This window comes from Streptococcus oralis, assembly GCF_016028255.1.
Lineage (GTDB): Bacteria > Bacillota > Bacilli > Lactobacillales > Streptococcaceae > Streptococcus > Streptococcus oralis_AC.
The window spans coordinates 1,526,385-1,546,629 of sequence record NZ_CP065707.1; the positions used below are offsets into that span (position 1 = coordinate 1,526,385).

The window sequence follows — 20,245 nt, forward strand, 5'->3', positions numbered from 1 at the left end:
TCTTTAACATCTTTTAAAAGAATTGGCTTTCTGCTAATTATTTTTAAAAGTGCTAAACTATCATTCGTATCACTGCTATAAGGAGGGAGGTTCAGCCCCTCTTTTTAGAAAGAGGTTCCTATGAAACGTGTTTTTCTCTTCATCAGCAATCTTCTTTTAACTTTCTTTCTCATTGCCACTCTGTCCTTTTGGAAAGACTCTCTTCCACAAATCCTGTTCCCGGGTGCAGCAGTATTAAGTGGGCAAGCAGATTATTCTACCGTTAAAGAAGAATTAAATAGTCTTGCTAAAGAACATAATAGTCTTATCGCAAGAACCATTTGGGAAGTAGATAGTGATGGAAAATCACAAACTTACTACGAAGTTTTTGGAGATGGGAAACTCCCAGACTGGATGCCTCCAGCAAGTCAAGAAAGCATTCACAAGAGCGATCTTCTCAACAACTACAATATTATCAGCGGATCCCTAACTAGTCAAGAATTGGCCACTCATCTGAAAGAACTTGGACTAGAAAAAGCGAATGCATTTGAAAATGACAGAGTATCCTTTGTACTTGCCCTCTTTACCCAACCTAATCAGCTTACCAGTATGTTAATCTTTTTGCTGACTTTCTTAGCTTTGATTGTTATTGGCCAAATTCAATCTCTCTCTCAGTCAGGGATTCGATTGATTTCTGGAGAACGACTGAGCCATCTCTTCTTTCGTTCTCTCGCAAGAGACGGACTTGATATCCTTCTTTTTGGTCTACCTGCTTTGCTGATAGCAAGTGTCTTGCTCATTTCCCTAGGATATCCTTATGAAGTTCAGACTTTTCTAGGAATACTTTTTATTCTTTACAATAGCCTACTTCTCTTACTTAGTCTTCTAATTGCCTTTCTTTTTACCATTTCTTTAAAAAAAGTTCATCTCCTCTCTATCATCAAAGGAAAATTACCAATCAAGTCAATTCTACGCATTCTCTACTTTGGTCAGGTACTTGCCATTCTACTGGTTATTGTAGGATTTGGACGTATGTCTACTTACTATCATATCCTTGAGAAAAATGAGGCTGGACAAGCTACTTGGGAACAACGCTCCAATGTTGTTACTCTTCAAACAGGGCGTTCCAGTCAGATGAAAAATTTAGATGAACTGCAGACAAATGCTGATAAATGGTTTGACTTTATTCAGCATGCTATAGATAATGAGAATGCCTTCCTTATTAAACATAATCTAGTTGAGCAAGCTCTTAAGCAAGCTACCTCAAATCATAATGAAACTGAAAATAACCCTTATGGTGTGGAAGGAAAAAATATTCTCTACGTCACGCCCAGCTACTTCAAAAAGGAAGGTATAGAATTATCATCAGAAATCTTTCAAAAAATCAGCACCCTCAAAGATGGACAGATTCTTGCCGTACTCCCAGAAGAACTACAAAAAAATGAAAAAGATATAAAAGCAAACTTGCAACAAGAGTTAGCCAACCGATTATACAATAGCGAGTCTAATCAAACTGTCGAAGTTAGTATAGCTTATACCAATCAAAAAAATGATGTATTTCTCTATAATACCGCCCATATTGCTTATGATCAATGGTTATCAAATCCCATCTTTCTTGTGCTTTCTCCTAAAGCACTTGGCAAGGCTTCCTCCATCTTCTGGTTTACAAATCTAGAATATCTCTATTTTACAGACCTCCACCAGACACAAGAACTCTTGAAACACTATCAACTTGATCATATGGTCTCAGGGCTATCGTCTGCTAGGGAAACCTATCTCCAGTTAAATCAAAAAATTAAAATAGAAATTTTTAGTAACTTAGCGAGTGCTATGTTTGCTATTTTGACTTCAATTTTGCTGTTTACAAGTTTAAATCTGCTCTATTTTGAAGCCTTTCGCAAAACCATATTCTTGAAAAAAATCGCAGGCTATTATTTCTTTGAATTACACAATAGATATATCACTTCTCAAATAATAGCTCTCTTTCTTGGAAGTGGTCTAGCTTTCATTATTTCTAAGAATATCTGGATTACCCTGATCCTATTTTTCAGCTTTTCAAGTTTAGCCGTTCTTTTATTGAAGATTTGTGATAAGAAGGAAAGTAAAACCTATGCTAGCATTATCAAAGGAGGATAGTATGATTGAATTGCAACATATTTGGAAACAATTTGGTTCTCGTATTATTTTTTCAGACTTGAATCTGAATTTTCAAAGTGGTATAGTGTATGCTTTGATAGGAGACAGTGGTTGTGGAAAAACCACTTTGCTCAATATGCTTGCAAAACTAGAGACTTTCGACAAAGGAGAAATCGTTTACAAAGGAAAGTCTTTGACTTCACTAAAAAATGAGGAATTCTATCGTAACGAGCTAGGTTATCTCTTCCAAAACTTCGGACTATTAGAAAGTCAGACCATTCGAGAAAATCTTGAGCTGGGACTGATTGGCAAAAAACAGAACAAGAAACAAGAAAAAGAGAGACTTCTTCTTCAAGCACTACAAGCTGTCAGACTAGATTATCTAAGTCTCAACCAAAAAATCTATGAATTATCTGGTGGTGAAGCTCAACGCGTAGCGCTTGCTAAGATTATCCTGAAAAATCCTCCTTTAATTTTAGCCGATGAGCCTACCGCCTCGCTAGATCCAAAAAATTCCAAGGAAATTATGGAAATTCTCCTTGAACTTCGTAATGCTAATAGAACAATTATCATCGCAACTCACAATCCTAGTATCTGGAAAATGGCTGATCAGGTAATTCATCTCTCTCAAGATGGAAAAGAATATACTTAAATACCAAAATCCCTTGTGGCTAAATAACCACAAGGGATTTTCAGTCATTTATGCTGCTTCTTTTAAGTAACATAGTGCAAATAATAAATACTTCCTATTAAATCTCACCAAAACCAGCCATCATTGTCTTCAATAGCTTGGGCTTCCTTGCGTTTGCGTGGTCCTGTTCCGTACATTTCAGCTTCAATCTCTTCCTTAGTTGGCAAGATAGAGGCAAGGATGATGTAAATAATCACACCGATTCCAAAATTTGCCACAGTAAAAATGGCGAAGAGAAAGCGTACTAGGGTTACATCAAGTTTCCACTTGTCTGATAGACCAGCTAAAACTCCTGACACCATACGATTTCGTCTCATTTTATAAAATTTTGTATTCATGATTGTTTCCTCTTTCGGTATTCTTACAAATAGTATAGCATAAAACGGGACCAAGAACATCAGTCCTTAGGCCGATTTAAGACAACGAGTTTACCTCGGCAGATGCCACAGCGATAGCGTTTTGTGTCAATCCTTCTCTTGCGTTGATAGATTTGCTGGCAAGATTGGCACTGATAGACTAGGTAACTATCCTGACTTTTCAAAGGTGGTACAAAGCGCAGTCCATCCACTTCTTTCAATAGTTCCTTAAATTCTCGGTCCTTATGGCGATAACCCTTTTTCTGAAAATAAAGGTGATAGTGACAGAGTTCATGGCGCACGATTTTGCGAAAGACTTCCAAACCTAGTTCATTATAAACCTTGGGATTAAAATCCAAATGCCCATCCTTTGGAAAAAATCGTCCACCTGTCGTTCGCAAACGAGAATTCCACTGGGCTTGGTGGGTGAAAGGTCTACCAAAGTCTTCGAGGGAAACAGACTGAACATACTCAGTTAGATTCATCTGGAGCGAGAAGCGACAGGTTGACTTTTTCACGTTCAGTATCGATTTTCTTAACCCAGACCGTTACCAAATCTCCCACTGACACCACTTGACTGGGGTGTTTGATAAATTTGCGACTCATATGAGAAATATGAATCAAGCCGTCCTCGTGAATCCCGATATCAACGAAGGCACCGAAGTCAACGACATTACGTACCACACCTTCCAGCTTCTGGCCGACTTTCAAGTCTTTGATATCCAGTACATCTTGACGGAGTACAGGAGCATCAAAGGAATCACGGAAATCTCTACCTGGTTTGAGAAGGTCGGCAATGATATCTTTAAGGGTTTCTGGTCCAAGGTCAAGTTCTTGCGCCACTTCCTTGACTGAAAGGGACTTGAGTTTGCTTTGGGCTTCTTCATTCAAGTCCTTGATATCCAAGCGTTTGAAGAGTTCCTTGACAGCAGCGTAATTTTCTGGGTGAACTCCTGTATTATCAAGGATATTGCTGCTTTCTGGGATACGGAGGAAGCCAGCTGCCTGTTCAAAGGCCTTGGCACCCAGACGGGGAACCTTTTTAATTTGGGCGCGTGAAGTGATTTTCCCTTCTTCCTCACGGTATTTGACAATATTTTCAGAAATAGTTTTATTGAGTCCAGCTACATGGGAGAGAAGAGCTGGGCTGGCTGTATTGACATTGACACCAACTTGGTTGACAACGGTATCGACGACAAAGTCCAGACTCTCAGACAGTTTCTTCTGACTGACATCGTGCTGGTATTGACCGACACCAATTGACTTAGGATCAATTTTAACCAATTCAGCAAGGGGATCTTGCAAACGACGGGCGATAGAGATAGCAGAGCGTTTTTCAACGGTTAATTCTGGAAACTCCTGACGAGCAAGTTCACTAGCAGAATAGACAGAAGCTCCACTTTCATTGACAATAACATAGCTGACTTCTGGAAACTCTTTCAGAACTTCCGCCACAAAGGCTTCACTTTCCCGACTGGCCGTTCCATTTCCGATAGCAATAATTTCTACGCCATACTGACCAATCAAGTCGGCTAAGTCTCGCTTGGCTTCTTCGATTTGATGAGCTGAAGCTGGTTTAACAGGATAAATGACTTGGGTCGTCAGCATTTTTCCTGTTGTATCAACGACAGCCAGCTTAGCACCTGTACGAAAGGCAGGGTCAAATCCTAGAACCACGCGCCCTTTCAGCGGAGCAACCAAGAGGAGATTGCGCAGATTGTCAGAAAAGAGTTGGATAGCCCCTTCTTCTGCCTTCTCAGTCAATTCTGTCCGAATGCGTCGTTCGATAGCAGGCAAGACCTTTTTCTTAACTGACTGTTGAACCACTTCATCTATATAGGCATTTTTCACCTTGAAACGAGCAGCAAAGAAAGATAAGATACGGTCCGTCGCATGTTCAAAGCCAACCTTCAAAATACCTAGTTTTTCCCCACGATTGAGGGCCAAGGTACGATAGCCCTGCATGTTGCCAACTGTCTCTGAAAAATCATAATAAATCTGAAAAACTTGTTTTTCATCAAGACTTTCATCCTTGACTTGCGAAGTAAGTTTAGAGTGTCTCAGCACCTCCTGATAAGTCATAGCACGTAAATTGACATCTTCCGATAAGGATTCGACCAAGATATCAACTGCTCCAGCCAAGGCTTCTTGACTAGTCGCAAATCCTTCACAGACAAAGTTCTCAGCCTCTTTCTCTAAGTCAGTTACGTTTTGCAAAATTAAGCGAGCGAGAGGGAAGAGTCCAGCTTCACGGGCAATGGTTGCCTTGGTCCGACACTTTTCCTTATATGGAAGATAAAGTTCTTCAACGTCTGCTAATTTTTCAGCTGCCAAAATAGCTGCTTCCAATTCCTTAGTTAGCTTGCCTTGTTCTTGAATCTTAGCTAAGACAGCTTCTTTACGGTCGTTGAGATTTGTCAGACTTTTATCCAGGTCGATAATGGCCTTAATCGCCACCTCATCCAAACTACCAGTCATGTCCTTTCGGTAACGCGCGATGAAAGGAATAGTCGCCCCTTCAGCCGTCAAACTTAGAACGGTATCAATTTGCTTTAAGGTTACTCCCAAATCTTGGGAGATTTTTTCATATTTTTTATCCATAAATCTATTATACCATAAGGGAAACAATAGAGTCTCTTCTCTAAAAACGGTTTTTATATTTACTTGATTAATCTTCTATAATATCTATATTTTAGTCTTCCATTTTTAATGCAAAACTTAAAAACTTTTATCAACTAGCCCAATATCATGCTGAATTAAATTTTTTTCCATCCAAAACAATCCTCTCCATCTACTATAATATTGGTCTCGAGGAGATTTGGTAAAGTATTGTTTTTCTCCAATAAAATTCCAAAATACACTTAAATCATTTTCTTTTAAAAATTGATCAAGATAATCTTTTCGTATGATCAATCCATTTATAGTATTTGTTAGTTCACCATCAAAAGCTACTAAGTCTCCCTCTTGACTAAAATAATATCCATCATACTTCTTCTGAACTAAATGTAATTTGCCAATCAACTCTGGACAAGGAATATCAAATGATATAGTTTCTTTTTTAGAAGCATCATATTCTTCTTCCCAGCAAAAATGAATATGGGCAGGCAAAAGCTTGGCAAGTGTCTTTTTTACTTTAACAGTAAAATACTCTTCTTTTTCAACTAGTTCAACCTCTTCGCCAGATTGAATGAAATCAAGAACTTTTTGACGTTTAATTTCTTCCTCACCAGTTTCTACATTATAGTTGAACCAAGAATCTTCTACAATTTCTTTCACACCTGGTGACCATGGGAACTCTCTGTTATATATCTGATATAGAGAGGTTACTTCAGACTGTATTCCATTTTTGAACATCTCACTTTTTTCAAAATTAGATTTTAAAGAATCGAATTCACCGTTTTTTACAAAATATGCACCAATAATTCTCCACGTTCTCTGATGACCTTCACAAAACCATGAAAATGTATCAGAAGCTTCATCTTTTTGGTTTTTAATTTCTTTATGTTGATAAAGCAATGTCCATTCTGTCCCATCATTATCTTTATAAGTTAAAGGCATATCAAACAAACTTGTTTTGTGTAAAATCCACTCATTAATTTGTTGATTATTAACTCCTGTATCTTCGATAAAGTTTTCATTATATTCAATAGTGAATTTCGGAAGTGATTCTAAAGGAAGCATGAAATGACAATTTAAAGTAGGATCAAAATCTCTAACATATGGTTCCCAAGCACCTTTATATTCCTCATCAGATGAGTTACTCCAACCCTTTAACTTATGAAAGTCTGAAACCCTTGCTAGAATATTATAAAATGCAATCCATTGGTATTTCTTTCCAATTCTCTCAATAGTGTGATTTCTTCCTCTATCAAGAGGGTGCCCGCATGAAATGTCATATTCAGTGAACAATTCATCTGAATATCCTAACTCATCTCGAATATATTGCATTGCATAATGATATAGATTCTCAATGTCAACGTTCTTGAACCGATTTAGTGCTGATTGGAAAGTATATCTTCCAAAATCACCGTACATACCGACACCTTCTGGTCTCATAGAAGTATCTATTCTGTCAAAGCCTCCTCTTTTACTATCCAAGCTACTATAGGTGCTAGGAGTAACAATAGGAATCGGCTTAGAATTGTAAGGAGGAATTATATTTAAACGGTCTATTTTGGCACTATTTTTAGGAAATTCAAATAAATATCTTTCAATAATCAATCTTGCATAATCCCTCAGTAAAATATCTGGATAGTTGAATTCTTTATCAAATATACTTGAATAGATAAACTCTGCTAAAGATTGAAACTCATTTTCATATGGAATTTCTTTTTTCGTACAGGCACCAAGAACAATGCCATATAATCTTTGAATAATGTAAGGGTCATTAACTGTTTCAAATTTTTGTAATAGATATTCACTAAACTCAAAATTATTCTTCAAAATTTCAATCATTGCTTTTGATGTTATATCACGTAACCTTCTATTTGAAGAAGCTAGCAACCATGTGAACAATATTAAAAGCAACTTAATTTTCTCTTTCGAAAGGGAATCAATTTTATTACCTTCATCAAAAAGGCAAATCAATTGAAAAACTCTCTCATATTCATTTGTTAAATTATTGATAAATGGTAGCCAAAGACTATCGCGTTTATTTAACTGCTTAGGAAAAAGAATTTCATGTAAGTACTCCGAATTTATAGGACTGTTTTCTTTAATCGCATTTTCGATTAAAACATTGAAAACATCTTGATAATTTGTAGGGTAATTATTTGCAATATTTCTAAAAAGCTCTCTACTTACTGTATCTACTGGTCGCCAAGAAAAGCTCTTTAAATATCTGTTGGCTAAATCATAACAATCATATTCGTTAGAAATCTTTTCAATCAACTTTATACAGTCTTCATCATATTCTTCAAAATAGAAACAAGATACAAAGAGAAAAGTATCTATGTTTTTGTTATTTTGAATCTCTCCATTTTCGATTTTCAATAGCTCTTTTTCAAGATAAGAATCTAATTCTTCCTTATCAAACGAAAACTCCATAATCTTTTGAGCTTTAAGATAATCCTCTAATAGATTATACCCAAAGGAATACACTTCTTTATCTTGACGTACATTGCCAATCATTAAACCTGATTTAAGCAGAAAAGAAAGAAAGTATGATTTATTTTGAATGCCGTAATATGACCAAAATTTCATTTGAAATAGTTCTTCCTCGATAAGATAATTATTGCTATTACTAAGTTGACATTCGGCAATTTCTAATAATAATTTTTTTAATATTTTACCCGAATCCGGAATACCTAAGGCTTTCTGAATTTCTTCATCAATTAAAGTAATAAAACGATCAAACATTTGAAAAAGATTTAATTCTTCTCCATTATACGTTTTACAGAATAGAGTTAAAAACAGCGGATTCGTCATCTCATAGTTTAATAACTCAGATGGCGAAAATGGAATATTGTGAAAATTTAGAAATTCTTTAATTGCTACTACAGAATCATCTTGAAAACCATGATGCGTAATTCTTAAAAGTTCCCCACTTTTTAGTCGTTCTATCATATTTTCTTCAAAAACGAGTTTTTCATATCCTGTTCTCACAGATAGTACAAGTTTAATATGTTTTCGCCTGCATATTTCTGAAATAATCGTTGATAATCCATTCTTCCACACACTTCGATTTGGAGTCTCATTAATTGCATCAATAAAAATATATATGTGCTGATTCTCAATCTCCCCCAGAATATCTAACATATCTAAGAATTCACGGAATCCATAATCAAATTCAAATTTCTCCATAATTTGTTTAGAAATATCACTACTAGATAGATAGTGATGTCCTAACAAAAGAAGTGCATATCCATCCTCACTCATTGTTTCCTTTACAGAATTTGCAAGTAATTGAGTTTTACCCATACCTGCTTCTCCAGTGACAACAAGAATTTTATCGCTGATGAGTGCCTCCTCTTTGTTTGAACTTCCAATCCAGTTTAGATACCCTATCAATCTATCTATATCACGTACTTGATTGAATATTCTATTCCGATTTTCCGAAGATAAATCACTAGTTGACTCTATTTTATTATCTAGATTTTCCCTATTAATACTCAATTTTTCAAGTTCGAACTCTAAACTACGATTAATTTTATCATTCCACTCTAAATAATTCTCTATATTATCAACCGTTACATCTTCTAAACTGTCAATAAATTTCTTAATTTTAAAAATTATCTCACTTCCTCTTAAGCTAAAGAGCGTATCTAACTCTTTGAGGAATTCTATTTTTTTACCATTAATTTTATCAACAGCTTTTTGATTTCTAGTAAAAAGATGAATTTTTTCATCTGTTCCAGTCTCAACATTAAACATTGGGTTATACCTCATACCTAATGAATCAAATGATAATTGATTATAATTTTCAAACCAATCCTTTGTTATCATATGATTCTCAAAAAAGAAGGATTGTAAATCGGTATACTGCGTAACTTGAGTTAGAATTTCATTATTGCTAATAACCCTTAGTTCAATATCAGCATTTTTCAAAGCTTCTACAATTCTTTTATAACTTGAACTTGTTAATGTTAAATCCTTATTACAGTAGAGATAGAAGACATCAAGTTGTTCAGCATATTTTTCTATAGTTTTGTTTACTGATTTTTGAATTTGAGAATAATCTACTCTATTAAAAAAATATTTTGCCTGGAAAGAAATTATTTTATTCACTTTAGGACTATAAATAGGTGAAACTTCAATGCCTGGATGATTTGGGCTTGAAGTTAAAACGCAGGTGTTATCTAAAAATTGTCTTTTAAATAGTATCCTACATAATTGTTCAAAAGTATCTGTTACATCACTATGTATAGATTCAAAATTACTCCAAGCTATCTTATTTTTCATTGAAAAACCATCCTAAATATATTTTATCAGATATGCTAATTTTAGCATAAATAATATTAAAATCCTATGAGTCATATAAATTTAATTTAAAATACTATCTATTTTGATATAATCAGAAATATGCACGAGTTTAATACCTCCATTTCCGTAAAATAATAGTATAATAGAGGTAGAATGTAGAAAAGAGGTGGGCCCATGGCTGTTAAATTCACAAAAACCGATGACTTGGACAAGATGTTTGAGGAATTCGCCAAACTTCCTGACTTAACACAAGTCACTTTCCCAGATGACAAAGACAAAAAAGAAAAAGTTGAGAAGAAAAAATAGATGACGATTTTTCAATCTCTTCCTCCTAGCATCTTACAAGCAGGGGCTATTTTTCTCTCCATCATGATTGAAGCCCTTCCTTTTGTCTTGATTGGGAGTCTCATTTCGGGATTGATTGAGGTCTATATCACACCTGACAAGGTCTATGAGTTTCTCCCTCGCAATCGTTGGGGGAGGATCTTTTTTGGTACCTTCATTGGCTTTCTCTTTCCATCCTGCGAGTGTGGAATCGTTCCCATCATCAATCGTTTTCTGGAAAAGAAAGTGCCCAGCTACACGGCCGTTCCCTTTCTGGTGACTGCTCCCATCATCAATCCTATCGTTCTTTTCGCTACATATTCTGCCTTTGGCAATTCGATAAAAATCACCTTCCTACGAGCGTTGGGAGCTATTGTGATTGCTTTGGTTCTGGGGATTTTCCTAGGATTTTTCTGGAAGGAACCCATTCAAAAAGAGAATTCTATTACTTGTCATGAACATAACTTTTCACACTTGAGTCCCGCTAGAAAAGTATTTCAGGTCTTTATACAAACTGTTGATGAGTTTTTCGATATGGGCCGTTACTTGGTCTTTGGTTGTCTCTTTGCGGCTATCATGCAGGTCTATGTCCCGACTCGGATCCTGACCTCTATCAGTGCAAGTCCAGTCCTTGCGATTCTTTTGCTCATGCTTCTTGCCTTTCTCCTCTCTCTTTGTAGCGAGGCAGACGCCTTTATCGGTGCTTCTCTCCTCTCGAGCTTCGGCCTAGCACCAGTCCTTGCCTTTCTGGTCATTGGCCCCATGCTTGATATCAAAAATCTCCTCATGATGAAACACTATCTCAAAGCGCGCTTCATCTGGCAATTTATGGGCATCGTGACAGTTCTTGTTTTGCTTTATTCTTACATGATGGGGGTGATGCTATGATCCGATTTTTCATTTTACTGGGTTATTTTGCCCTGACACTGTATCTGCAGCTATCTGGCAAACTCAGCCACTACATCAACCTCCACTATTCCTATCTAGTCTATATTTCCATGATCCTTTCTCTTCTGTTGGCTCTGGTCCAATTCTACATCTGGATCAAGAAAATCAATTCTCACAGCCATTTGAAAAGTCGTCGAGCTAGACGAATCAGCATCCTTTTACTGTCACTACCTCTGTTGATTGGAGTTGCCTTTCCGACAGTAAGTTTGGACTCGAGAACCGTATCTGCTAAGGGATATCATTTCCCACTTGCTGAGGGAATCGACACAGCCATTCAGGCAAGCGAAGGAACATCCAGTCAATACCTCAAACCCGATACCAGCACCTATTTTTCCAAATCTGCTTATGAAAAGGAAATGAGGGCTACAGCTGATAAATACCTCTCCCAGCCAACCATTCAAGTCACTGATGAAAACTATATGGAGGTCATGGAAGTTCTCTATGACTACCCTCAAGAGTTTGAAGGAAAGAAAATCGAGTTTACAGGCTTTGTTTATAACGATCCTAGCCATCCAGATAGCCAGTTCCTCTTCCGCTTTGGGATTATCCACTGTATCGCAGACTCTGGTGTATATGGACTCTTAACAAAGGGGAACTCACGCCAGTATCCTGACAATACCTGGATTACCGCTAGGGGAACCCTGACACTCCACTACCATAAAGAACTCAAACAAAAACTCCCAACACTAGAAGTTGAGAGTTTCACAAAAGTAGACAAACCAGAAAATCCATATGTATATCGCGTGTTTCAATAAAAAGTGACCCAACAACAGACAAATTACTTTTTAAAGTAGCTTGTCTTTTTTGTTCTCCTAGCTCAACAAAATCAACACACAACCTTTCAAACAATAGAAAAAGTCCCAAGAAATAAGATTTCTCGAGACCATAAAAATGTTAATAAGATAGGGTTGACAATCATCACATATCATAGCTTAACTGCAATAGAGTTGTGATAGAAAACGTTAATTTACTAGAAAAAATAAAACTCATATTAAACTGAATATTCAGTTTCTTACTGGCATAAAGCTATTTGAGTTTAATTTAACAACCACTAACCTCTATTAACGCCACCAAATGCTGAACCAAAAACGGAAGTAGAATCCTAAGAACATAATGTGCACCTCCTTTTGAAAAACGTTTTTCCATCTCAACTATATTATATATTTTCTTGTGGAGAATTGCAAATTTTTTCAGTCAAATTCCTAGCTTTTTTCAAAAAAATATGATAAAAGACAAAATTTTATATTAAAAATAGTTATTGACTTTCGGTTTCTGTAAGATGAAGACATAATATAAATGCACTAAGTCCCATAACTGGATTTTTTCAGTCAAACTTCATAGCTTCCAGTTGTTGAAATTATAAACTAGCCTCTTTTCTGCGCCATGAATCTCCGCTTTTTACTGTTTTTCTTCAGCTCAGTTGGACTACTTCTCATTTTGTAACAAAGCTCTTACCTCGTCTGCTCCAATTTTATCCTCAGCTTTTTCAAAGAGTTGAATAGATTGATAAAAATAATCTCGTGATTTGACTGAATCTTGCTTCAGATAAATCTCTCCCATCCCCCTATAGGCACAGGCTTGGGCAATGAAATCCTCGGTTGTCAAAGCAAAATCTAGGGATTCTCGCATATAGCTTTCTGCCTCTTCTAGATTTCCCAACTTTAAACGAAGGTAGCCTTGTTCATAGTTGTTAACAGAAAATTTCAAAGCATCATTGGGAAAATATTTTTTTATAATTTGCATTTCCTGATCGATATAGAGTAGAGCTTTTTGAAAATGACCCATTTCACGATAAATCATGGCTAACTGATGATAGCCTATATGTTCATTTTCTGGGTCACTTTTAGTTCGTGCTAAGTCAATATAAGACTGGTAGATCCTTAAGCACTCCTTATAATTTTGCTCTTCAAGATAGATATAGCCCATCAAATTTAATACACTAAAATCCGTGCAAGTTTCCAATGAAAAATTAGCTTCAACTAATTTTTTAGCCTCTTCAATCTTGCCCTCAAACAATAAATCCCATGCTTGATTCATACATATCCTCCTGCATCTTATGTTGTATAGAAATCGATTGATAAGTCGCTATTAGACTCGTATTTTTTCCAAGATAAACTGAATCCATAATAATCTTCAAATTCAGGGTGCCAGTCATAATAAAGTGGGATACGACTATATTTTCTTGCAACAACTTCGTCTTCAAATTCTGGAGACTCCCCTGCAGTAATACCAAATTGAAGACCATTTAGTTCCCAGCTATTGCCCCAAACATTTTCATCCGAGAGAACATCGATCCATCTAGAAGCATCAAGATCAAAATCTGCACATAATTCCAGTTCATAGAATTTTCTACAGTTAATCTCTGAAGGCTTAATATAAAGGGCACCATCCACTTGGTACTATTTATCTTTGACTTGAATCTGTGTGATTTTCATTGGAATCGGAACTCCATTTAACTCTAACCAGAAATAGCCTAAAGAGGTTTTGATACTATAATATGGCTGATTAGCAGGTTTAGCGTTTTTAGAGCAAGCATCAAGAATTCTTCCAAGCATAATTAAATTTCTACAAACGGTTTTCGAAGTGTGTGGGTCGAAATGTGAATACCTACGGGTGACTCGTTTTAACTTTTCAACGGGAAAAGTGATATCCTTTGGTAGGGCATGATACTTCTGTACGACTAAAGCAGTTTTTTCAGTATTTTCCTTCCCCGCTGGAACGACTACAGCGTGCCCAATATGGATATTTGGGTCATCGCAGATATAAGTATAGCCATTCCCTCCCTCCTGAAACTCAACAACAACGAGATTTAGCTCTTGATTCGGATCAAAGAGAGGCTCAACCTGTTCTGCTTCTTGGCGCTCATAAAAAGTAAAGCAATCTCTACCCCCGTCTTCGCCAAAAACCATGAAACTGCCACATTCAGGGCACTTCCACATATAAAAGGATGCTTCAGAAATATCATCATAAGAAATTTTATTATGGTCGTCAGCTTTATTCATGATTTCTTCAAACAACTCATCCGAATAAACTGAATAAGCATTTGGATCGGGCGCTCGGTGGTCGTTCATTGCTTGCCCGCATCTACATGTCCATTTACCCATAAATAACCTCAGTCGTGGCCTAATTCTTCAAGGAAAAATTGATTTAGAGCTTTCCAGTCTTTCTTGACGTCAGTAACATTTTGGATGTATACATCCAACTCTTGGATATTATCTAAAATATAATCTTGAATTGGCTTTATAGGCTCAATTTGCATACCTTCAGGACTGTTTATCTTAATGTCAAGCAATCTTGAAACATGCTTCTTCATTTGAGACGGCAGCAATTCTTTCACCAAATCATCAAATAAAATCGGAGGGATTGAATGGTATTTTTCGATCCAACGACAAGCCAAAATAGGACGAAGCGCGTAGAAATACTTTTTAGGTTTGACCTTGTCTCCTGAAAGATACTTATTCATTTGAGTTCTAGCAGTGTTCAAGTAATGGTGAAGCATTTTTTTCTCTGAAAAATACTGGTTGGCAAGAGGACGTATGCGCTCGATAAAATCCGTTTGTTGATAAACAATTGGTGACTGTAACCATTCAAACAGTGTTGGATTTGACTTATAAAGGAGTTTTAAAGTCTTATCTAAATCCCAGCCACTCACATCCCAAGTATCGTCAATTGGTAACTCGATAACATCACGCTGTTCATTTAAACGGAGATAGAAATCTCGCTTGTGTTTGTAGATAAACCGTACATCAAAGTCACTATCAGGAGACTCAAAGCCCCATGCACGACTACCAGACTCGATAGCCCACAAAACTGTGATACCATAATCACGCTCAATTTCTGCTAATTTTTCAGGTACCAGAACATTCATTTCTTCTTGCGTTTGCATTTATAACCTCTTATTATTTACGCTGCTTCTCCAGCTCGATCATTGATGAGTTCAATTGTTTGGACAATATTACGAAGTATAGGGAGTTGGTGTTGAAAGAGTAGTTGAACTGAACCATACGATTTAAACGGCTCTTGTGTTAAAACTTTAGTCTCCAAACAACCATTTTCTACAATGTAATCTACAATCAATTTCACAAAGGAAATCTGCTTGGCATTGAGACTCTCATCCGATAAAAATTTAGAAAAAACTTGATTGGCAGACTCTCTATCCAAACCAATAATCTCACGAACCAATCTAGGAATTGCCTTATTTTCATAATGTTGTTGGTAATCTGACTTGCTACCTAATTTTTCCCATAACAATGTTTCAAGTGCAAGTAAATCCTGAGAGGTCAATTTTTCATTATGGTATAACTTAGAAATTGCTTCATCATCTAGATGAGTTCTCAAATAATGTTCAACTTTTTCATTATAAGATCGTAGGTCATTGACTTGTAAATATGGCTTAGTATCATGGACAGTGGAAAGAATGTGATCATCAAAATTGACATAATATACAGTGCGTTCCGGTTTATCCAGAAACTGTAGTAAATCTCGAAGCGCAAGGCGTATTTTTTCCAACTCGGATAAACTAACTTCTTCCCAAAATTCAGGTTCTTGTACTTTCCTGATAATTTCAGCCTGTGCAAAAACTTGTGGTATATTGCCAACCCTAGCAAGGGCTTTAGCTGTTTTCATAACTTGAGATATATGGACAGTTGCTGGCTTAGCCAACAGTTGTCCTAACTGTATCTGAAACAGCCATAAATCAAATCGTCTCGCCATCTCGTCTTCTTTATTTTCTTCAAATAGAATCGGAGAAAGATCTTTCTGGATTGTTTCACTTGTGACGGTCGTTAGATTTTGCCAATTTTCCAACTTTCTGTAAGTATAAACTGTATCTAAGACCATACGAACCCTAAAGTCTAACTCATTTAAGCTCACCATACGTCCATGAAGTTCTGAGACGAGTTGTTGACGGTATTCTCTAGCAAACTGATCATCTTGATAACGAAGCTCCTGCAGTTCACGAATCAAGTCCACCTTGGTGTTAAACAAACGTTGAGTCAGAGAAACAATGTGACGACCATCTCCTTCTCTTGGATCAGCTTTGAAATATTCAAAATTATCACCATAATCGAATACCAAGAAATTTTCCTTATCCTGCTCAGGGCCGAATAAATCTTTACAAAGACGGGTTCCACGGCCAATCATCTGCCAAAACTTAGTTTTAGAACGCACTTTCTTGAAAAAGATTAAATTAACAACCTCTGGTACATCAATACCTGTATCCAACATATCAACAGAAATTGCAATTTGAGGGTATTTCTCCTTAATTTTAAAATCATCAATTAAGGTTTGATAATGCTTAATGCTATAATCAATCACTTGAGCATAATCGCTTCCTTTTTCAGGATAGCGTTCGTTAAAAATATCTCTGATGTATTCAGCGTGTCGATGGTTTTTAGCAAAGATAATGGTTTTACCAATTTCGTCACCTGAAGCTGTCTGAATCCCTCTTGTCATTAGTTCATCTAGAACAATTTTAACTGTTTTTCTATTGAAAATAGAGGTATTAAAATCCTCAGGATCAATATCTTTCTCAGAACTACCATCTTCAAATTGACTATCAAAATATTCTTTTTCGTCTTGAGATAAATCATCGTAATGTAGACCATCCGTAGGTAGTTTCAACTTCGTTTCAATCGAATGATAAGCTACTAAATAGCCATCTTTGACAGCCTCTTCCAGATCGTATGCGTATGTTGGAACACCATTCTCCAAGTTAAAGAAACCGTAAGTATTTTTATCTAAATCTTGACGCGGAGTGGCAGTTAATCCTACAATCCGTGCATCAAAATAATCAAAAATTGATTTGTATTTCTGATAAATAGAACGGTGAGATTCATCAATTATGATGAGATCAAAGTGCCCAACAGTGAAGGGGCGTTGATTTACTTCTTCTTGATCACTAATCGCTCCTATCATAGTCGGATAGGTTGAAAAAACCATTCGACTAGATCGAGCACCATCTTTATCCTCTAAGAAATTGCAAACTGAAAGATCTGGAAGTAATTTCCTAAACGAGTCATAAGCTTGCTTAACTAGGGATGTTCTATCAGCCAAGAAAAGAACATTTTTAACCCAGTTATGACGCGATAGGATATCAACTAGAGAAACCGCTGTACGGGTTTTCCCAGAACCAGTTGCCATAACCAAGAGTGCCTGTCTACGATTATTGGAGAATGCTTCACAGACACTTGTAATCGCATGTTTCTGATAATGACGTCCAGAAATGTCGTCCCTAATTTTGCTAGAAATATCCTCGAGTGGTTTTTGCAAGTGACGTCTGTCCATCAACAGTTGCAACTCTTCTTGAGAGTAGAACCCTGCAATCTGGCGACGATTAACACCATCAAGTATGTAGTGCTTTAAACCATTGGTAATAAAGCAAATTGGCCAATAGCCGATTTGTTTCTCAAGAGCTTCAGCGTATTCTTTGACCTGTACTTCCCCTGCTTCTGGATTTACAGATGCCTTTTTAGCTTCAACAATTGCTAGAACTTTCCCATTTTTGCCATAAAGGACATAGTCACAGTATCCAGTTCCTGTACCATGCTTCAAACCATGAACGGCTACCTCAACACGACAGTTTTCCTCAAATGTCCAACCCGCTAAACGGAGATCAATATCAATAAAGAGTTTTCTTGTCTCTGCTTCAGATAGTTGATCGATATGGAAAGATACATCTTGCCGTAGAGCTGCTGTTTCACGTTTTTCAGTATAAGTCTCTTGAGCAGCCAAGGACTGACTAGCCATCTGTTCATCGAAATCAGGAAGATCTGGCAAACTGTTTTGTAATTTCGCCATAGATTGCGGCGTTTCTCGAAACTTGATGTTTGCTGTAAGTGGCAATAACTTCTCATCGAAATAACGCTCCACAAACTTGTTACTGTAGCAATAATCAATAAAATTGACAAACTGAAACAAATGATGCAAAGCCAAAATCGCTTCTCGTTCCTTAATTTCTCCACCATGTGCAGCGTGATTTCCCCATCGAATTAAAAGAACAATCTGCCTGTGGAGCTCAGGATCCACAATCTCTCTAAAATCATCATCCCATACCAAAGAAGATAAGGTAGCACGATAGGGAGCTTCTAGATATGAATCGTGACTATATATCCAATGAACAGCCTGCTCCAAAGCACGACGCGCCATAAAAGCAGTAGCCACAGTAGATGTCGCAATCATATTTTCAGCTTCTATACAAGGCTTTGAAAAAGATTCATACTCTTCGTTATTTAAAAGAAAATCAAAATTTCCCATTTTTCTCTCACTTTGAATAAATAGATAGCTATATTATACTAGATTTCAAGCTATTTCTCCACAGTTTTATAACTATCCCACAAGCAAATTGTGATTTGTCGACTTGAGCCACAAAGTCTGCGAACTCGTTTTGGAGGGAAAGAGGGGGGAGGGGGCACACAAATTTAGAAATTTGAGATTTATTAACTTTAGGCAAATTAGTTCTACTTGAAAACGATAAAATAAAGTTCAAAAAATAATCACTTCTTAACACATGAGCAAGAAATATCCTATTCATTTTTTCGTCAACTGTTAGAATTGGATAAGCGTCTGCTGAACATACTCCCATAAAATCAGGAAGAGCTACTTTATTTAAATTAGGCCTAATCTTACTATAAATAATGTGTTTCTTAGTAAATAAATACTTTCCACTACTGATTTGATCTTCTCCTACCGTTCTATAACCTATAAGTTTTCCAGTGTTTTTTTCAATACTATCTATTCCAATGTGTGGTAAATCTATGAAATTGCTAAAATCGGAAATCATTTTTGTATCAAATTTTGCAAACTCATTAAACGAAGCATAATCCCACTTAAATTCATTTAACAATAAGTCCCCAAACATCTCGTTAAATCGGGATTTGCAGTTAAGAGATGAATTTTTGGTGTGAATGTTTGACATTGCTTTGGTTAACCATGGCATAGGCCAGAGTTGTATCAATTTTGCTGTGACCGAGTAGTTTTTGGACTTGCTCAATAGGCATTCCTTTATCAATAGCCTTTGTCGCTAGGGTTCTTCTGAATTTATGTGGATGAACCTTTTGTATTCCAAGTTTTTGTCCTAACTTTCTCAATCGAATCTCGACACCAGCAATTCCAAGTCTCTGGGCTTTTCCAAGTAGCGTTACAAAAAGAGCTGGATGACTATCTTTTCTATCATTGAGATAGTTTCTTAAATGAATTTTCGTACGAGCATCAAAATATACGGGTCTTTCTTTTTTTCCTTTTCCAAAAACAACGCACTCTCTGTTTTCAAAATCAATATCAGAACGATTCAACTGGACCAGTTCTCCTACACGCATACCTGTTGATGCTAGTAGGTCAATCATTGCCAAATCTCTTAAATTTTCACAATTATCTCTCATAATTTCCAGATGTTCGTCCGTATAAGTTTCTTTCACAGTTTGTTCTGTTTTAATTTTTTTAATCCTTCGAATAGGATTCTTGATGATATATTCCTCTTGCTCAAGCCAAGCAAAAAAAGAGGACAATATACGCCGAATATTGTCCAAATTCGCCTTACTACAGTCCTTTTCAGACTGATAATTTGCTAGATAACTCCTTAAATCATCTGTTGTCAGTTGTGTCACAGACTCCTTAATATGATGAAACAAATTTTCAATTGTTCTCTGATAATAACGTATTGTTTTTGCGCTACAGCCCTCCACCTGCTTAGCAGTGATGAATAGTTGCAACAGATTATTATTTGAATGCTTCTGCTTCTTTTTTCCATCCACTAGATGGCGTTCTAAACTCTCTCGCAATGCTAGTAATTGTTCATTGTTTAAAAAGGGTAACATTTCTTGTATGATAATTGTAACTTTTGATTCCATAAATTCTCACTTTCATAATTACTCATCAATAAAAAGAGGCAATA

The 20,245-nt window shown here is 36.4% G+C and carries 14 protein-coding genes and 1 pseudogene; 5 read left to right on the forward strand and 10 right to left on the reverse strand.

What is annotated here, in order from left to right; genetic code table 11:
- Window positions 1–120 precede the first annotated feature (120 nt).
- Together I6G42_RS07490 and I6G42_RS07495 are read left to right on the forward strand one after the other, a co-directional pair.
- Window positions 121–2,115 (forward strand): DUF1430 domain-containing protein, encoded by a 1,995-nt coding sequence (locus tag I6G42_RS07490; protein ID WP_038805342.1) that lies wholly within the window; start codon window positions 121–123, stop codon window positions 2,113–2,115.
- 1 nt (window position 2,116) lies between these two features.
- The gene (locus tag I6G42_RS07495) at window positions 2,117–2,767 is read left to right on the forward strand and encodes an ABC transporter ATP-binding protein (protein WP_000571611.1); all 651 of its coding nucleotides are present in this window, start codon (window positions 2,117–2,119) and stop codon (window positions 2,765–2,767) included.
- A 104-nt stretch (window positions 2,768–2,871) separates the two neighbouring features.
- On the opposite strand, the gene I6G42_RS07500 is transcribed toward I6G42_RS07495, so the two are convergent.
- The 4 genes from I6G42_RS07500 to I6G42_RS07515 form a co-directional block, all read right to left on the reverse strand.
- Window positions 2,872–3,144, reverse strand: coding sequence for a PspC domain-containing protein (locus tag I6G42_RS07500; protein ID WP_001092790.1), 273 nt, complete (start codon window positions 3,142–3,144; stop codon window positions 2,872–2,874).
- Window positions 3,145–3,203: 59 nt separating this feature from the next.
- Window positions 3,204–3,647: a SprT family protein gene (locus I6G42_RS07505; protein WP_001054540.1), complete on the reverse strand. Its 444-nt coding sequence runs from the start codon at window positions 3,645–3,647 to the stop codon at window positions 3,204–3,206.
- Entirely contained in the window at window positions 3,634–5,763 is a 2,130-nt protein-coding gene (locus tag I6G42_RS07510; protein WP_038805344.1) for a Tex family protein, read from the reverse strand. Before I6G42_RS07510 ends, I6G42_RS07505 begins: the two co-directional genes overlap by 14 nt.
- A gap of 117 nt (window positions 5,764–5,880) precedes the next feature.
- Entirely contained in the window at window positions 5,881–10,062 is a 4,182-nt protein-coding gene (locus I6G42_RS07515; RefSeq protein ID WP_000790890.1) for an NACHT domain-containing protein, read from the reverse strand.
- 195 nt (window positions 10,063–10,257) lie between these two features.
- Here I6G42_RS07515 and I6G42_RS10165 point away from each other — a divergent pair, with 195 nt between their 5' ends.
- Genes I6G42_RS10165 through I6G42_RS07525 form a run of 3 tightly spaced genes read left to right on the forward strand, consistent with a single transcriptional unit; the run spans window position 10,258 to window position 12,110 of the window.
- Window positions 10,258–10,389 (forward strand): SPJ_0845 family protein, encoded by a 132-nt coding sequence (locus tag I6G42_RS10165; protein ID WP_000268696.1) that lies wholly within the window; start codon window positions 10,258–10,260, stop codon window positions 10,387–10,389.
- Entirely contained in the window at window positions 10,390–11,295 is a 906-nt protein-coding gene (locus I6G42_RS07520; protein WP_000151871.1) for a permease, read from the forward strand.
- Window positions 11,292–12,110, forward strand: coding sequence for a TIGR03943 family putative permease subunit (locus I6G42_RS07525; RefSeq protein ID WP_000617744.1), 819 nt, complete (start codon window positions 11,292–11,294; stop codon window positions 12,108–12,110). The genes I6G42_RS07520 and I6G42_RS07525 overlap by 4 nt, the downstream gene beginning before the upstream one ends.
- A gap of 670 nt (window positions 12,111–12,780) precedes the next feature.
- Here the strand turns inward: I6G42_RS07525 and I6G42_RS07530 are convergent.
- The 6 genes and pseudogenes from I6G42_RS07530 to xerA form a co-directional block, all read right to left on the reverse strand.
- Window positions 12,781–13,392 carry a tetratricopeptide repeat protein gene (locus tag I6G42_RS07530; RefSeq protein ID WP_001070704.1) on the reverse strand — a complete coding sequence of 204 codons (612 nt, stop codon included), beginning with the start codon at window positions 13,390–13,392 and terminating at the stop codon, window positions 12,781–12,783.
- A gap of 17 nt (window positions 13,393–13,409) precedes the next feature.
- Window positions 13,410–14,459 (reverse strand): annotated as a pseudogene (locus I6G42_RS07535) (hypothetical protein).
- An 8-nt stretch (window positions 14,460–14,467) separates the two neighbouring features.
- Entirely contained in the window at window positions 14,468–15,241 is a 774-nt protein-coding gene (locus I6G42_RS07540; protein ID WP_001194458.1) for a DNA polymerase beta superfamily protein, read from the reverse strand.
- Window positions 15,242–15,258: 17 nt separating this feature from the next.
- Window positions 15,259–18,609, reverse strand: coding sequence for a DEAD/DEAH box helicase family protein (locus I6G42_RS07545; RefSeq protein ID WP_038805347.1), 3,351 nt, complete (start codon window positions 18,607–18,609; stop codon window positions 15,259–15,261).
- A gap of 28 nt (window positions 18,610–18,637) precedes the next feature.
- Window positions 18,638–19,291: a restriction endonuclease subunit S gene (locus I6G42_RS07550; RefSeq protein WP_080641296.1), complete on the reverse strand. Its 654-nt coding sequence runs from the start codon at window positions 19,289–19,291 to the stop codon at window positions 18,638–18,640.
- Window positions 19,236–20,201, reverse strand: a complete 966-nt coding sequence (gene xerA, locus I6G42_RS07555) for a site-specific tyrosine recombinase/integron integrase (RefSeq protein ID WP_000444451.1) — start codon at window positions 20,199–20,201, stop codon at window positions 19,236–19,238. Before xerA ends, I6G42_RS07550 begins: the two co-directional genes overlap by 56 nt.
- Window positions 20,202–20,245 lie beyond the last annotated feature (44 nt).

Bases quoted from the DNA above. Each gene is read 5' to 3' on its own strand.
- I6G42_RS07540 (WP_001194458.1), bottom strand. From the start codon at position 15,241: ATGCAAACGCAAGAAGAAATGAATGTTCTGGTACCTGAAAAATTAGCA.
- I6G42_RS07490 (WP_038805342.1), top strand. From the start codon at position 121: ATGAAACGTGTTTTTCTCTTCATCAGCAATCTTCTTTTAACTTTCTTT.
- I6G42_RS07530 (WP_001070704.1), bottom strand. From the start codon at position 13,392: ATGAATCAAGCATGGGATTTATTGTTTGAGGGCAAGATTGAAGAGGCT.
- I6G42_RS07495 (WP_000571611.1), top strand. From the start codon at position 2,117: ATGATTGAATTGCAACATATTTGGAAACAATTTGGTTCTCGTATTATT.
- I6G42_RS07500 (WP_001092790.1), bottom strand. From the start codon at position 3,144: ATGAATACAAAATTTTATAAAATGAGACGAAATCGTATGGTGTCAGGA.
- I6G42_RS07520 (WP_000151871.1), top strand. From the start codon at position 10,390: ATGACGATTTTTCAATCTCTTCCTCCTAGCATCTTACAAGCAGGGGCT.
- I6G42_RS07515 (WP_000790890.1), bottom strand. From the start codon at position 10,062: ATGAAAAATAAGATAGCTTGGAGTAATTTTGAATCTATACATAGTGAT.
- I6G42_RS10165 (WP_000268696.1), top strand. From the start codon at position 10,258: ATGGCTGTTAAATTCACAAAAACCGATGACTTGGACAAGATGTTTGAG.
- I6G42_RS07510 (WP_038805344.1), bottom strand. From the start codon at position 5,763: ATGGATAAAAAATATGAAAAAATCTCCCAAGATTTGGGAGTAACCTTA.
- I6G42_RS07550 (WP_080641296.1), bottom strand. From the start codon at position 19,291: ATGCCATGGTTAACCAAAGCAATGTCAAACATTCACACCAAAAATTCA.
- I6G42_RS07505 (WP_001054540.1), bottom strand. From the start codon at position 3,647: ATGAATCTAACTGAGTATGTTCAGTCTGTTTCCCTCGAAGACTTTGGT.
- xerA (WP_000444451.1), bottom strand. From the start codon at position 20,201: ATGGAATCAAAAGTTACAATTATCATACAAGAAATGTTACCCTTTTTA.
- I6G42_RS07545 (WP_038805347.1), bottom strand. From the start codon at position 18,609: ATGGGAAATTTTGATTTTCTTTTAAATAACGAAGAGTATGAATCTTTT.
- I6G42_RS07525 (WP_000617744.1), top strand. From the start codon at position 11,292: ATGATCCGATTTTTCATTTTACTGGGTTATTTTGCCCTGACACTGTAT.